Here is a 14,502-nt window from a genome sequence, read left to right as displayed (position 1 = left end):
CTTTGGTCAGCGGCCGGCGCGCGGAGGGGCCCCCTGTCCTGAGATCGCCCGCCCTCCGGCTCCCGTGCGCGCCCCGATCGAACCGGGTAGGCCAACCTGACCGGGCGATCGCGGTGCCCGGGCCCCGGCCTGGAACGGGCACCATCCGAGCGAGGGTGCGTCGTCCCAGCAAGGATTCCACGCCCACAACCGTCCCTGTCACGGCCGCCTGTCAGCGCCGCCAGTCACGCCCTGAGGAGAACACGGTGGGATACCAGACCGAGAACCGCCGGAACCTGATGCTCTTCGCGGGACGCTCGCATCCCGAGCTCACGGCCGAGGTCGCCCGCGAGCTCGACGTCGAGCCCGTGCCCACGAACGCCTACGAGTTCGCCAGCGGGGAGATCTTCGTCCGGTTCGAGGAGTCGGTGCGCGGGTGCGACGCCTTCGTGCTGCAGGCTCATGGCGCCCCGGTGAACACCTGGCTGATGGAACAGCTGATCATGGTGGACGCCCTCAAGCGTGCCAGTGCGAAGCGCATCACCGTGGTCGCGCCGTTCTATCCCTACGCCCGCCAGGACAAGAAGCACCGTGGGCGCGAGCCGATCTCGGCCCGCCTGGTCGCCGACCTGTTCAAGGCCGCCGGCGCGCACCGGCTGATGTCCGTCGACCTGCACACGGCGCAGATCCAGGGCTTCTTCGACGGGCCCGTGGACCACCTGTTCGCCCTGCCGCTGCTCGCCGACTACATCGAGAGCAAGCTCGACACCTCCGAGGTGACGGTCGTCGCACCGGACTCGGGTCGCGTTCGCGTGGCGGAGCGGTGGACCGACCGGCTGGGCTGCCCGCTGGCGATCATCCACAAGCGACGCGACCCGGACGTGCCCAACCAGGTGAAGATGTTCGACGTCGTCGGCGAGGTCGACGGCCGCACCTGCGTGATCGTCGACGACATGATCGACACCGCTGGGACGATCACCAAGGCCGCGGAGTCGCTGAAGGAGCACGGCGCGGTGAACGTCATCGCGGCCGCCACCCACGGTGTGCTGTCCGGCCCGGCGGCGGACCGGCTGAAGAACTCCGAGATCAGCGAGGTCGTCCTCACCAACACCCTGCCGCTGCCGAGCGAGGCGCGCATCGACAAGCTGACCGAGCTGTCGATCGCACCACTGATCGCCGCCGCGATCAAGGCCGTCTTCGAGGACGGGTCGGTGACCGGCCTGTTCGGCGGGGACGCCTGAGACCCGCCGCCGACGCCTCGGCGCCGGGCCGGTCTCGGCCGCCGGGGCTGTCGGGGGCTGGCCGTAGAATCACCGGGCATGACGCAGGACCGCCCGCGGGTGTCGCTGACCGGGATCAAACCGACCGGCGATCCCCATCTGGGCAACTACATCGGGGCGATCCGCCCCGCGCTCGAGCTGACGGCGAACTACGAGTCGATCTACTTCATCGCCGACTACCACGCCCTCACCTCGATCCGGGACAGGGAGAAGTTCGCGGCGTACACCCGGTCCGTCGCCGCGACCTGGATCACCCTCGGCCTCGACCCCGAGCGCACCGTCTTCTACAAGCAGTCCGACATCCCGGAGATCTTCGAGCTCGCCTGGATCCTGTCCTGCGTCACGGGCAAGGGCCTGATGAACCGCGCGCACGCCTACAAGGCCGCGCGTGACCGCAACGCCGAGAACGGCGTGGCCGACCTCGACGCCGGGGTCAACATGGGCCTGTTCAACTACCCCGTCCTGATGGCCGTCGACATCCTGATCATGGGTTCCGACGTGGTCCCCGTCGGGCAGGACCAGATCCAGCACGTCGAGTACGCGGCCGACATCGCCGGCTCGTTCAACCACCTCTTCGGCTCCACCTACAGCCTGAAGATCCCCGAGGCGATCATCCCGACCGGTGTGAACGCCCGCACGATGCCCGGCACCGACGGCCGGAAGATGAGCAAGTCGTACGGGAACACGATCCCGCTGTTCGCGCCGCCGTCCCGGCTGCGCAAGCTCGTCCGCGGCATCGTCAGCGACAGCACGCCCGTCGAGGAGCCGAAGGACCCGGACAGCTCGGCCGCCTTCCAGATCTACGAGAACTTCGCCAGCCCCGAGGCCGTGAAGGACATGCGCGTCCGTCTCGAGCAGGGCGGCACTGGCTGGGGCGAGCTGAAGAACGCCCTGTTCGAGACGCTGGACACCTGGCTCACCCCGCTGCGGGATCGCTACGAGGAGCTCGTCGCCCCCGGCAGTGAGCTGGACACGATCCTGGCCGCCGGCGCGGAGAAGGCCCGCGACCGTGCCCGCCCGGTGCTCGCCGGCGCCCGCCGCGCCATCGGCGTCGACCTCTAGTCGGCGGCAGAGCCGCCCTCACGGGCGAGGCGGGCCTCACGGGCGAGGCGGGCGAACGCGTAAACGTCGAGGGTCTCGCCGCGGGCGCCCGGGTCGACGTCCGCGGCCCGGGCAAGCCGCTCGGCCGCCGCCGGTGAGCCCGCCCAGGAGGCGAGCGCCGTCCGCAGGGTCTTGCGCCGCTGGGCGAAGGCCGCGTCGACCGCCGCGAAGACCTCCGCGCGCAGGTCCGGGTCGGCGGGCGGGTCGGCCCGGCGTTCGAACGCGACGAGGCCGGAGTCGACGTTGGGCTGCGGCCAGAACACCGGGCGGGGCACCGCACCGGCCGGGCGCGCGTGGGCGTACCAGGCCAGTTTGACGCTTGGCACGCCGTAGATCCGCCCGCCCGGCGGCGAGGTGAGCCGGTCGGCCACCTCGGCCTGCACCATCACCAGGCCGCGACGCACGGTCGGAAACCGCTCCAGCAGCCCCAGCAGCAGCGGGACGGCGACGTTGTACGGCAGGTTCGCCGCCAGCACGGTCGGGGCGGCAACCTCGGCCGGCAGGTCGGCGGGCCCCACCCGCAGCCCGTCGGCTTCGACGACGTGTAGCCGCCGCGCCACCGCCTCGGGCAGCCGGGCGGCGGCGGTCAGCGGGAGGGCGGCGGCGAGCGGCGGGTCCACCTCGACCGCGACGACCGCGGCCGCCTCGGCGACCAGCCCGAGGGTCAGCGAACCCAGCCCGGGGCCGACCTCGAGCGCGACGTCGTCCGGGCCGATCGCGGCCAGCCGGACAAGCCGGCGGACGGTGTTCGGGTCGACCAGGAAGTTCTGGCCGCGCCGTTTCGTCGGCCGCAGGTCCAGCGCGTGGGCGAGCTCGCGGATGTCGGCCGGCGAGAGCAGCGCGTCGGTGTCTACCAGGGCCCGAAGGTCCGTTCCGCGTTGGCGGTCACCTGGGCGGCGAGCTCGTCGACGGCCACGCCGCGGGTCTGCGCGAGAACCCGCAGGGTCAGCGGGATCAGGTACGGCCCGCCCGGTCGCCCGCGCCACGGGACCGGGGTGAGGTAGGGCGCGTCCGTCTCGACCAGCAGGAGGTCGGCGGGTGCCGCCGCGGCGGCCTCCCGCAGCGTCTCGGCGTTCTTGAAGGTGACGTTGCCGGCGAAGGACATGACGTACCCGGCGTCGGCGCAGAGCTTGGCCATCGCCGCGTCGCCGGAGAAGGCGTGGAAGACGACGCGCTCGGGCGCCCCCTCCTCGGCCAGGATGCGCAGCGTGTCGTCGTGCGCCTCCCGGTCGTGGATCATCAGGGCGCGGCCGGCCTCCTTGGCGATCGCGATGTGCCGGCGGAAGCTCTCCTGCTGGACGGCGTGCTGCTCCGGCGCGGTGCGGTAGTAGTCCAGACCGGTCTCCCCGACGGCCACGACCCCGGCCGTGCGGGCGAGTGCGGCGATCGCCTCGAAGGTCTCCTCCGGCACCCCGCGGGCGGCCTCGTTCGGGTGGATGGCGACCGCGGCGCGCACCTCGGGGTGCTCCGCGGCGACGCCGGCCTGCCAGCGGCTCGTCGCCAGGTCGACGCCGACCGTGATCATCCGGGTGATGCCGACCGCCCGGGCGGCGGCGATGGCCTCCGCGACCGGCGTGTCCATCAGGTCGAGGTGGCAGTGCGCGTCGACCGCGGGAACGGGCAGTGCCTCGGGGGGCGGCGGCGGATCACCCGACCGACCGGAGTTTCTCGCCACCCGTTCGCTCCTCACCCGTCGCCGCCGGGGCGCCGCACACGGGCCGCCCCACGCCAGATCTTAGGACTCCCGCCGGGCGTGTCACCGCGGCGGCCGTGGGATTCTGGGGGAGTGCTTGACCTCACGGGCTCCCGGCCATGACGACACCGCTTCCAGTCGCGCTGGTCACGCCGCTGACCGGACCGGACGCCGCCGTCGGCCTGGCGGCGCTGCGAGGCATGACGCTCTGGGCCCGTGACGAACAGCTCCCGCCCCCCTGGGACGAGATCGGTGTGACGGCGTACGACGCCTACCCGGACCCGGTCCGCGCGATGCGGGCGGCGGCCGCCGCCGAGCCGGCGGCGATCTTCGGCCCGGTCGGCGCGCGGGCGGCACTGGCCGCGCTCGGCGCCACGGACCGTCTCGTGATCAACGCGGGGGCGCCGTCCACCCGCTTCGTCCGCCAGTCGTTCCCGCACATCGTGAACATGGCCGCTCCGGCGTCCACCTGGCCGCGCGGGGTGCTGGCCGCGATCCGCTCCGTCGACCGGCAGGCCCGCCGCGTCGCGCTGCTCGCCTCCGGTGAGATGGCCGTCGAGCTGACGTCGGTGTGCCGGGCGGCGGCCCGGGCGCAGGGCTACGAGGTCGTGTCGAACACCTTCGCGGCCGGCCGCGGCGGCGCGGCGGCCCGCCCGCTGGCGCCGGCGGACGTCCTCATCGTGCACGGCAGCGCCGAGGACGAGCTGGAGATCGCCAACATCCTGCTGCGCCGCTCGTGGCGGGCCGCCGCGTTCTCCACCGCGGTGAGCGCGGAGGCGACGGCAGGGCTGGGTGCCCTGCGTGAGGGCCTGCTGGCCCCGGCGAGCTGGGCACCGGACAACGCCGCCGAGACGGGAACCGGGCCGACCGCACGGCAGTTCTCCGCCGACTTCACCGCGCTGCACGGGGTCCCGCCCACCACGACCGCGGCGTGGGCGTACGTGTCGGGCCTCATCCTGGGGCGCTGCATCCGGCTCTGCGGCCGCGTCGGTGACGCCTCGCTCCTGGCCGCCGCCCGCGGGCTCGACACGACTACGCTGCTCGGCCGCTTCCGCCTCGACCAGGCGACCGGGCTCCAGGTCGGCCACCAGGTTCCGATCGTGCAGTGGCAGTCCGGGGCCTCCTGGACGGTCTGGCCCCGGGACTCCGCCCGCGCGCCCTTCCACCATCCGCGCTGGAACGCGCCGCCCCCCGGTGGCCTTGCCGGTACGCACGACGGTCCGGATGCGGCCACCCGGGGCCCTGCCGGCCGACGCGCGCCGGCCGCGGCTCCGGACGACCGGTCCACGCAGGCGCCGCCGCCGGGTCCGGGCCCCGAACCGACGCTTCCCCTGCCCTCACAGGGCGGCGCCGGCCCACGCCCGCTCCGCCTGGGACGGCCGCGCCCGGGGCTGGGCACCGGTGGCTTCGGCACCGGCGGGTTCAGCACCGGCGGGTTCGGTGCCCGCCGGCCGGGCTGACGGGGCCCGCGTGTCTGCACCAGTCGAAGGCTCCGCCGCGCCGAGCCGTGCCACCAGCACGAGGCCCGGCCTGCGGCCAGGCACAAGACCCGGCGGGGGGAGCGCCCGGGGTACCGGACTGCGGCGCCGGCGCACCGTGGCCGTGGCGCTGGGGGTCACCAGTCTGCTGTTCCTGGGCGCGACCGCCCGGCTGTTCGTCTTCCCACGGCGGGACGCGCCGGCGCCGGTGGACGCCATCGTGATGTTCGCCGGCAGCCCCGGCCGCCTCGAGCACGCCGTCGCGCTCGCCGTGGCCGGTTACGCACCGACGCTGGCCGTCTCGGTGCCCACGGTGGACGACCTCTGCCCCCCGCCGATCCCCGAGGTCGAGGTGATCTGCTTCGCGCCGGATCCCCTCACCACCCAGGGCGAGTCGCGCTGGACGGCCGCCGCTGCCGCCCGCCACGGCTGGCGATCCATCCTGGTGATCACCTCGACGAGCCAGACCACCCGGGCGCGGCTGCGGCTCGCGCGCTGCTACCCCGGGCAGGTCCTGATGAGCCCGGTGCCGCCGCCCCGACTCATGTGGCCGTACATGATCGCCTACGAGTGGGCCGCGATGGGCAAGGCGCTCGTCGTCCAGCGGGAGTGCTGACCTCGCCGGTCGACCCGCCCGCGACGGGCCCCGCTCAGCAGTCCCGCTGCCAGACGAGGGCCTTGACGGTGGCCGCCGTCTGGTAGGCGAACAGGTACGGCCAGTCACGAAGCGGGGTCTCGACGACGTCCACGAGCACCTCGCCGTCGTAGCAGCGCTCGATGCGCAGGCGCGCCCGGCTGTCCTGGGAGCGGTCGGTGACGAACAGGATCGAGTTCCAGCCGTGGATCCGGGCCAGTCGAGCGGCTTCCCGGGCCTCGCCCTGGGTCGTCTTCGGGTCGGGCCAGAAGCAGATGACCCGCACCGGACGGCCGATCTCGGCGGCGTCGGGGCACCGCCAGGTACCCGGCATCGAGACGACGACTGTCGGGGCGATGCCCGACCGGGCGAGCTCCACGGTCCTGGCGAGGCGGGGCCCCGGCCCCCCGAGCATGAAGATCGCGTCAACGGGCCGCGGCTGGTCGATCCTCGGGAAGACGATGATCCGCACGGTCGACAGGACGAGCAGGACCGTGATGCCGAGCACGCCGTAGCGGATCGCCAGCCGCCGCGATCTGGGGTGCCGTTCCGCGTCCACGATCACCTTCGTGACGGTAGACGGCGCGGGCCCCGCCGCGGCCCTGGCGCAATGTGCTGTGCTTCACGTGGTTCGGCGGCCGGCCCGCCGTCGGGTGGCGCCGTGCCACCGGCCGGCACGACGCTCATCCACGGAAGGCCGGAGACCACGCCCTGGGCACAAGGACCCGGGCCGCGCCGGAGCCGTCGGCCGGCTCGACCCAGGTGTCGGTGATCGCCGCGTCACCGCCGGCACGTGGGAGGCCGTAGGCGATGGTGCGGTTGTCGTACCAGGCGATCTGATCGTCGATGGAGCGGGTGTCGGCCAGGTGGGTCCGGCGCATCGTCGCCAGGTCGAGCACCGTCGCCACCCACCGGACCGGGCCGTCGCCCTCGGCCCGCTCCTTGAATGCCACCCTGGTGCCGTCCGGGGACAGCGCGGGGCACTCCACGTTGGTGGTCAGGGTGTGCACCTCACGGTCACGCAGCGACCCCCGCACCAGGTAGGTGGTGCCGGCGGTGGCGAGCGTCGCGTAGAAGGTGTCACCGTCGTCAGCGAAGGTCACTCCCCAGAAGTTCTGGTCCACCGGGTTGATCCGTTCGCCGTCGCGGAAGATCGCGAACTGCTCGAGATTGCCGAGTTCGCGCTGTTCCGCCACGTCGTACAGCGTGGTGGCGGTGGAGAACGCGGGCCCCGCGTACGAATGGCCGGTGACGAAGACGGTCACCGCGGCCAGCCGTGCGTCCGCCGACAGCCGGGCCCGGCTGGGCACGCCGCTCAGCCGGAAGGAGTGCACCGTGCGGAGGTCCGCGTCGAAGAGGTAGGCCGCGTAGGTGGTGACGAGCCCGCGGTCCGCGGCCAGGCACAGGCCGGTCTCCCCGCGCACGTCGACACGGTCGCATGACATCCGGGTGATCGCCGGCGTCCCGTCGGGATCACCGAGCGGGACCATCGCGACCCGGCCGTAGCTGCCATCCCGCGCGGTGGAACGGAAGACCACCCGCGGATCACCGCGAAGGCTGGACGGATCCAGGCTGGCCGGGGCCTCGCCCGGCGCGGCCACCGGTACGGCGTTGCGATCGGCGTCCCGGCGCACGACATGAACGACGTAGCCGGTGCCGACCATCAGACAGACCACAAGCACGACCACGAAGGCGACAGCAGCCCCGCGGGGACGGGCCGTCGGCTCTCCCCCGCCGGGCGGCGGTGCCGACGATCCCGGCCCCGCCGTCGGACCGGCCCCACCGGGTGGCCTCCCGGCCCTGGTCTCACCCACGCTGCTCCTCCCCCTCCTCCGCGGCACCCGCGACGTCCTCCCGCGCGGCACCCGCGACGCCCCCGCCGCGCAGCGCGATCACCGCCAGTAGCACCGCGATCAGACCGGCCAGCACCGCCCAGCGGAAGGCCACCTCCGGCCCACACCACGTCCACAGCGCGCCGAACACCGCGGACCCGGCAAGCTGGGCCAGCGCCACACCGGTCTGGACGAGCGCAAGCCCACCCGTGCGCACCGAGGCCGGGACGAGCGCACTCGCCGCGGCGGCCAGCACACCGTCGGTGGCCGCGTAGTACGCGCCCAGCAGGACGAGCACCGCGACCAGGCCGGAGGCGCCGGGCCGCGGGCTGCAGAGCAGGACGTACACCCCGCTCAGCGCCAGATACCCGCCGAGGAACACCCAGGGGCGGCCGACAGCATCGGCGAGCTGGCCCAGCGGCAGCGCGAGCAGCAGGTACACGCAGTACACGCCGGCCGCCAGCAGCGGGAAGTAGATACCGGCCAGCTCTACCTGCTGCACCAGCCGCAGGTAGATGAAGCCGTCGCCGACCGTGCACAGGGCCAGCCCCACCGCCACGAGCGCCAGCCGCCGGTACGGGGCGGAGCGCAGCAACCCGGCCGTGGCGGCGAGCGACGCCCGGGTGCCGGGCGGCGGCCCGGCACCCGCCGACGCGGTTCCCGACACCGGTTCGGTTCCGGACGCTGGCTCGGTTCCGGACGCTGGCTCGGTTCCGGACGCTGGCTCGGTCACCGCCGGGGCGGCCGGTGGGCGGACGAGCAGCACGATCACCGCGACACCGACGAGCCCGATGCAGGCGCTGAACACGAACACCAGGTCGTAGGACCCGGGTGAGAGCGCGAGCAGCGCGAAGGCGGTGAACGGGCCGAGCATCGCACCCACGGTGTCCATCACCCGGTGGACGCCGAAGACGAAGCCGAGCCGGGCCGCGGGGGCCGACAGGGACAGCATCGCGTCGCGGGGCGCGGTGCGGATCCCCTTGCCGATCTGGTCGGCGGCCAGGGAACCGGACAGCACAGCTGGGCTGGCACCGCCCGCGGCCAGGACGACCTTCGCCGCCGCCGACATGGCGTAACCGGTGGCGGCGACCTCGCGATGCCGGTGAAAACGATCGGAGACGACGCCGCTCAGCAGCCGGCCGACGGCGCTGGCCCCCTGGTAGAGGCCGCTGACCAGCCCGTACTGGAAAGGGCTGAAGCCGAGCCGCTCCACGAGGTAGAGCGGGAGCACCGCTGTGACCATTTCGGTGGAGAGATCGGTGAGGAGGCTGGTGAGCCCCAGCAGGACGACCGTGGCACCGACCGCCCGGCCCCGCCGGGGAGCTACCGGCCCCGCCGGCGCGGCGGACCCCGCCCCGGCGGCCGGATCCGTGGGATCGGCGTCGTCGCGAGCCGGGGCAGGCGACACGGTGTACACAGTGGCTGCCCCCCGCCTGCTCACTGTCGGACTGCCCGCAGGCGATCACCGGGTGCCCTCGCCGGCCGCGGCCGGCAACGATCGTGGCGGCGTGGACCACAACGCCCGAGGCCACGACGGTAGCGGTTACAGAAATTCGGAGACCACGAGCCCGCGGCACCGGAAGATCCCGACTCCGGGGATCAGGAGAGCCCGAGATCATGCGGCCTCGAGACCGCGCCGGTTCGAGATCATGTCAGTTCGAGACCGTGCCGCTTGAGCCGTGCATCCCGAGACCGCGCTTCTCGAGAGGTGCATCCCTAGATCATGCGCTTACGATCATCGTGCACCGAATGCTACAGTACCACCCGGATGGGGGGATGCCACATGGGGGGATGCGTGACGAGAGGCAGCCGTCTTCGGTGCTGCCGGTCAGACACGCTCAACAATCTGATTACCTGGCCAGGCGCGGCGCGCGGGTCAGCCGAATGCGTCAGGCGGCTTTTCATCAGCTCATTCTGATGACGTTCAGAGCAAATAATTTACTACTTCCCTCTCCCGTTCGTGAATATTGTGGTGTCCACAAAGACGTCACACCCGAATCCACGTGAAGGAGATCTCTGTGCAACCGTTCGGGGTTGCCGTGGTCGGAGCCGGTTACTGGGGCCCGAATCTGGTCCGAAACTTCGCCACATCCACCTCATGGCGCCTGCGCTGGGTCTGTGACTTCGACACCGATCGAGCGCGCGCGGTTGCCGGGCACCTCGACGACGTGCGGGTGACCGCCGACCTGGGCGACGTGCTGTCCGACCCCTCCGTGACCGCGGTCGCCATCGCCACTCCGGCGGCCACGCACACGGAGCTCACGCTCGCGTGCATCGACGCCGGCCGGCACGTGCTGGTCGAGAAGCCGCTCGCTGCCACCGCGGCGGACGGCGCCAAGCTGGTGGCGGCGGCCCAGGCCGCGGGTGTCGTTCTGATGTGCGACCACACCTACTGCTACACGCCGTCGGTCATGAAGATCAGGGAGCTGACCCACGGCAGCGACCTCGGCGACATCCAGTACGTGGACTCGGTGCGCATCAACCTCGGGCTGATCCAGCCGGATGTCGACGTCTTCTGGGATCTCGCGCCGCACGACCTGTCCATCCTGGACTTCGTCCTGCCGGCCGAGGCCACGCCGACGTCGGTGACCGCGCTGGGTGCGGACCCGGTGAAGGCCGGTCGCGCCTGTGTGGGCTACCTGACGATGCCGCTGGACAACGGCGGGATCGCGCACATCCACGTCAACTGGCTGAGCCCCACGAAGATCAGGAAGACCGTGGTCGGAGGGTCCCGGAAGATGGTCGTCTGGGACGACCTCGAGCCGTCCCAGCGGCTGAGCATCTACGACAAGGGTGTCGAGATCACCGAGCAGCCGCTGGACGACCGGGCCCGCCGCCTCGTGTCGTACCGGGTGGGCGACATGGTGGCCCCGGCACTGGCCGAGACGGAGGCGCTGCGCGGCGTCGTCACCGAGTTCGCGGACGCGATCCGCGAGGGCCGGCCGGCGCGCACCGACGGGGCCTCGGGGCTTCGCGTCCTGAGAATGCTCGAAGCCGCCACCGAAAGCGCCGCAAAGGGCGGCCAGGCGGTCCCGCTGCCAGTCGAGGGGAAAGGGTTCGCCGTATGACCGAGGTCGCCGGCCGGCGTGTTCTCATCACCGGGGGTGCCGGCCTTATCGGGTCACACATCGCGGACCAGCTGATCCCGCTCCGGCCTGCCGAGATAGTCATTCTCGACAACTTCACCCGGGGTCGGCCGGAGAACATCGAGTCCGCACTGAGCAGTGGCCTGGTCAGGGTCATCGAAGGCGATGTTCGCGATGTCGACGCTGTTGCCAGGGCGATGGCGGGAATCGACCTGCTCTTCCACCAGGCCGCGATACGCATCACCCAGTGCGCGCAGGAACCGCGCCTTGCCTTCGACGTTCTCGCCGGCGGGACGTTCAACGTGCTGGAGGCGGCGGTCGCGGCGGGCGTGAGCCGGGTCGTGGCGGCCTCCTCGGCGTCGATCTACGGCCTGGCCGAGGAGTTCCCCACCACGGAACGTCACCACCCGTACGACAACCGCACGATCTACGGTGCGGCGAAGCTGTTCAACGAGTCGCTGCTGCGCAGCTTCCACGACATGTACGGCCTCGACTACGTGGTCCTGCGCTACTTCAACGTGTACGGGCAGCGGATGGACGCCCACGGCGCCTACACCGAGGTCCTGATCCGCTGGATGGAGCGGATCGAGCGCGGCGAGGCGCCGCTGATCTTCGGGGACGGCAGCCAGACGATGGACTTCGTCAACGCGGTCGACATCGCCCGGGCCAACGTGGCGGCGGCACTCTCCGACGTGACGGACGAGGTCTACAACATCGCGTCCGGGCGGGAGACCAGCCTGCTGGAGCTCGCCCGTGCCCTGAGTGACGTGATGGGCAGCGACCTCGACCCGGAGTTCGGCCCGGAACGCAGGACGAACCCGGTCCCCCGCCGCCTCGCCGACATCTCCCGGGCCGAACGCGATCTCGGTTTCACCGCGACCATCGACATCCCGCAGGGCCTGCGTGAGCTGGTGACCTGGTGGCGCGGGCTCGGCACCACCGGCACCACCGGCACCGGCACCACCGGCGCGGACGCCACCGGCCCGGCCGTGGGCGCCGGGGCGGGGAGCACCGCCCGATGAGTCCGGATCCCGCGGCGGCGACCGCCGCCGCGCCTGCCGTCCTGCCCGTGATGCGTCCCTGGCTGGGCGAGGAGGAGGCCGCGGCCGCGGCGGCGGCGGTCCGGTCGGGCTGGGTGGCCCAGGGCCCGCGCGTCGCCGAGTTCGAGCGGGCGCTGTCGGCCCGCCTCGGCGCGGCCGACACGGTCGTCGTCTCCAGCTGCACCGCCGCACTGCACCTGGCGATGGTGGTCGCCGGGCTCGGCCCCGGTGACGACGTCGTCGTGCCGTCGTTGTCGTTCATCGCCACGGCGAACGCGGTCCGCTACGTCGGTGCCCGACCAGTCTTCGCGGACGTCGACCCGGCGACGCAGAACGTCACCGCGGCCACGATCGAGGCCGCCCTCACCCCCGACACCCGCGCGGTGATCGCGGTCGACCAGGGCGGGATGCCCCTCGACGTCGATCCCATCCGGGCACTGTGTCTGCGGCGTGGTCTCGAGCTCGTACAGGACTCGGCCTGCGCCATCGGCTCGACCTACCGGGGCCGCGCGGTGGGCGGCGACGCCGCGCTGGCCGCCTACTCCTTCCACCCGCGCAAGCTGCTCACGACGGGCGAGGGCGGCGCGCTGGTGACCAACCGCCCCGAATGGGCGGCGCGGGCACGGCGGCTGCGTGAGCACGGCATGAGCGTGAGCGCCGCCGACCGGCACGCCAGCAGCCGCATCGTGATCGAGGACTACGTCGAGACAGGCTTCAACTACCGGATGACCGACGTCCAGGCGGCGATCGGGCTGGTCCAGCTACGCCGGCTGGACGACCTGATCGCGCGGCGGCGCACGCTGGCGGCCGTCTACCAGCAGGCCCTGGCCGCGGTGCCCGGCCTGCGGGTGTGCGCCGACCCGCCGTACGGGACGTCGAACTACCAGTCGTTCTGGGTCGAGCTGACCGACAGCTTTCCCGGCACCCGCAACGAGCTGCTCGAGCACCTGCTGCGCGACGGCATCTCGGCCCGCCGGGGCATCATGGCCGCGCACCGGGAGCCGGCCTACGACGGCGGCGGCGACCGCCGGGACAGCGCCTCTCCCCGGGCCGGCCTTCCGGTCACGGACCGCCTCACCGACCGCACGGTGATCCTGCCGCTGTTCCACGAGATGACGGAGAGCGACGTCGAGCGGGTCGCCGGTTCCGTCCGGGCGGCCGCGGAGAGCACACCTGCCCGGCCCGGCCCCGACCAGAGCCACCGCTAAGAGGGACGACTACCAGATGACAACGAACGACACGATTCCGTTCGTGGATCTCGCGGCCGCGCACCGAGGGGTCGAGGACGAGGTCGCGGCGGGCTTCGCCCAGGTGCTGGCGACGACCTCGTTCATCGGCGGTGCTCCGGTCGCCGAGTTCGAGCGGGAGTTCGCCGCCTTCAGCGGCCGCCGGCACTGCGTCGGCGTCGGCAACGGCACCGACGCGATCGAGCTCGCGCTGCGCGCCCTCGGCATCGGCCGGCAGGCCGGGGACGAGGTCATCCTGCCCGCGAACTCGTTCATCGCCACCGCGGAGGCGGTCGCCCGTGCCGGCGCCCGGCCCGTCCTGGTGGACGTCGACGAGACCTACCAGCTGCTGGACCCCGACGAGGTGGCGCAGGCGGTCACGTCCCGCACCCGTGCGGTGATCCCCGTCCACCTCTTCGGGCAGTTCGCTCCCCTGGAGCGGATCCGCGCCGCCGTCGCGGGACGGGAGATCGCGATCGTCGAGGACGCCGCGCAGGCGCAGGGCGCCACCCGCAACGGCGACGGGATCGGTGCGGCCGGACCGGCAGCGACCAGCTTCTACCCGGGCAAGAACCTCGGTGCCTACGGCGACGCCGGGGCCGTCCTCACCGACGACGCCGAGCTCGCCACCACCGTCCGGGCGATCTCCTGCCACGGCAGCCTGACCAAGTACGAGCACACCCACCTGGGCGTCAACTCGCGGCTGGACACCCTGCAGGCGGTGGTGCTGCGCGCCAAGCTCGCCCGCCTGGCGGCGGCGAACGAGGCACGGCGGGCGGCGGCGAACCGCTACGACACCTACCTGGCCGAGGCGGAGAAGACCCTCGGCCTGGACCTCGGCCGACCGCAGGCCGCGCCGGGCAACGTGCATGTGTGGCACCTGTACGTCGTCCGGGTGCCGGAGCGCGACAGGGTGCTGGCCCGGCTGCACGCCGCCGGGATCGGCGCGGGCATCCACTACCCGCAGCCCATCCACCGCACCGTGCCGTTCGCCGGGCACGCGCCGCGGCCGTGCCCCGTCACCGATCTGCTCGCCGGCGAGATCCTCTCGCTGCCCATCTTCCCCGAGATCACCGATGCCCAGCAGCGGCGCGTCGTGGAGACCCTGACGAAGGCGGTGCTCGACAGTGGCGACTGAGACGGCGACGGATGT

The 14,502-nt window shown here is 72.7% G+C and carries 13 protein-coding genes; 8 read left to right on the top strand and 5 right to left on the bottom strand.

Annotated features, from left to right (window positions below):
- Positions 1-245 precede the first annotated feature (245 nt).
- Positions 246-1,220, top strand: a complete 975-nt coding sequence (locus tag AB1460_RS01505; RefSeq protein ID WP_368958715.1) for a ribose-phosphate diphosphokinase — start codon at positions 246-248, stop codon at positions 1,218-1,220.
- Positions 1,221-1,298: 78 nt separating this feature from the next.
- Positions 1,299-2,321, top strand: coding sequence for a tryptophan--tRNA ligase (locus tag AB1460_RS01500; RefSeq protein ID WP_368958714.1), 1,023 nt, complete (start codon positions 1,299-1,301; stop codon positions 2,319-2,321).
- On the opposite strand, the gene rsmA is transcribed toward AB1460_RS01500, so the two are convergent.
- Together rsmA and AB1460_RS01490 are read right to left on the bottom strand one after the other, a co-directional pair.
- Positions 2,318-3,160 (bottom strand): 16S rRNA (adenine(1518)-N(6)/adenine(1519)-N(6))-dimethyltransferase RsmA, encoded by an 843-nt coding sequence (gene rsmA / locus AB1460_RS01495; RefSeq protein ID WP_420497162.1) that lies wholly within the window; start codon positions 3,158-3,160, stop codon positions 2,318-2,320. The genes AB1460_RS01500 and rsmA overlap by 4 nt on opposite strands.
- Positions 3,161-3,210: 50 nt before the next feature.
- Entirely contained in the window at positions 3,211-4,035 is an 825-nt protein-coding gene (locus AB1460_RS01490) for a TatD family hydrolase (RefSeq protein WP_368958713.1), read from the bottom strand.
- Between the two features lie 137 nt (positions 4,036-4,172).
- Between AB1460_RS01490 and AB1460_RS01485 the strand changes: the two genes are divergently transcribed.
- The gene (locus tag AB1460_RS01485; protein WP_368958712.1) at positions 4,173-5,513 is read left to right on the top strand and encodes an ABC transporter substrate-binding protein; all 1,341 of its coding nucleotides are present in this window, start codon (positions 4,173-4,175) and stop codon (positions 5,511-5,513) included.
- Positions 5,514-5,523: 10 nt separating this feature from the next.
- Entirely contained in the window at positions 5,524-6,147 is a 624-nt protein-coding gene (locus tag AB1460_RS01480; protein WP_420497155.1) for a YdcF family protein, read from the top strand.
- A 34-nt stretch (positions 6,148-6,181) separates the two neighbouring features.
- On the opposite strand, the gene AB1460_RS01475 is transcribed toward AB1460_RS01480, so the two are convergent.
- From AB1460_RS01475 to AB1460_RS01465, 3 genes are all read right to left on the bottom strand, one after another.
- Complete coding sequence (locus AB1460_RS01475; protein ID WP_368958711.1) at positions 6,182-6,724, bottom strand: YdcF family protein; 543 nt, start codon at positions 6,722-6,724, stop codon at positions 6,182-6,184.
- A 124-nt stretch (positions 6,725-6,848) separates the two neighbouring features.
- Positions 6,849-7,979 carry a hypothetical protein gene (locus AB1460_RS01470; RefSeq protein ID WP_368958710.1) on the bottom strand — a complete coding sequence of 377 codons (1,131 nt, stop codon included), beginning with the start codon at positions 7,977-7,979 and terminating at the stop codon, positions 6,849-6,851.
- Positions 7,972-9,405 (bottom strand): MFS transporter, encoded by a 1,434-nt coding sequence (locus tag AB1460_RS01465; protein ID WP_368958709.1) that lies wholly within the window; start codon positions 9,403-9,405, stop codon positions 7,972-7,974. Before AB1460_RS01465 ends, AB1460_RS01470 begins: the two co-directional genes overlap by 8 nt.
- A 610-nt stretch (positions 9,406-10,015) precedes the next feature.
- Between AB1460_RS01465 and AB1460_RS01460 the strand changes: the two genes are divergently transcribed.
- Genes AB1460_RS01460 through AB1460_RS01445 form a run of 4 tightly spaced genes read left to right on the top strand, consistent with a single transcriptional unit; the run spans position 10,016 to position 14,487 of the window.
- Positions 10,016-11,065, top strand: a complete 1,050-nt coding sequence (locus AB1460_RS01460) for a Gfo/Idh/MocA family protein (protein ID WP_368958708.1) — start codon at positions 10,016-10,018, stop codon at positions 11,063-11,065.
- Positions 11,062-12,105 (top strand): NAD-dependent epimerase/dehydratase family protein, encoded by a 1,044-nt coding sequence (locus AB1460_RS01455; RefSeq protein WP_368958707.1) that lies wholly within the window; start codon positions 11,062-11,064, stop codon positions 12,103-12,105. The genes AB1460_RS01460 and AB1460_RS01455 overlap by 4 nt, the downstream gene beginning before the upstream one ends.
- The gene (locus AB1460_RS01450) at positions 12,102-13,331 is read left to right on the top strand and encodes a DegT/DnrJ/EryC1/StrS family aminotransferase (protein ID WP_368958706.1); all 1,230 of its coding nucleotides are present in this window, start codon (positions 12,102-12,104) and stop codon (positions 13,329-13,331) included. The genes AB1460_RS01455 and AB1460_RS01450 overlap by 4 nt, the downstream gene beginning before the upstream one ends.
- Before the next feature lie 16 nt (positions 13,332-13,347).
- Entirely contained in the window at positions 13,348-14,487 is a 1,140-nt protein-coding gene (locus AB1460_RS01445) for a DegT/DnrJ/EryC1/StrS family aminotransferase (protein WP_368958705.1), read from the top strand.
- Positions 14,488-14,502 lie beyond the last annotated feature (15 nt).

Source organism: Parafrankia sp. FMc2, from assembly GCF_041008525.1.
Lineage (GTDB): Bacteria > Actinomycetota > Actinomycetes > Frankiales > Frankiaceae > Parafrankia.
Note: the sequence above shows the minus strand (reverse complement) of the source record. Positions and strands in the feature narration are given on the sequence as shown.

Bases quoted from the DNA above. Each gene is read 5' to 3' on its own strand.
- AB1460_RS01500 (WP_368958714.1), top strand. From the start codon at position 1,299: ATGACGCAGGACCGCCCGCGGGTGTCGCTGACCGGGATCAAACCGACC.
- AB1460_RS01485 (WP_368958712.1), top strand. From the start codon at position 4,173: ATGACGACACCGCTTCCAGTCGCGCTGGTCACGCCGCTGACCGGACCG.
- AB1460_RS01455 (WP_368958707.1), top strand. From the start codon at position 11,062: ATGACCGAGGTCGCCGGCCGGCGTGTTCTCATCACCGGGGGTGCCGGC.
- AB1460_RS01450 (WP_368958706.1), top strand. From the start codon at position 12,102: ATGAGTCCGGATCCCGCGGCGGCGACCGCCGCCGCGCCTGCCGTCCTG.
- AB1460_RS01445 (WP_368958705.1), top strand. From the start codon at position 13,348: ATGACAACGAACGACACGATTCCGTTCGTGGATCTCGCGGCCGCGCAC.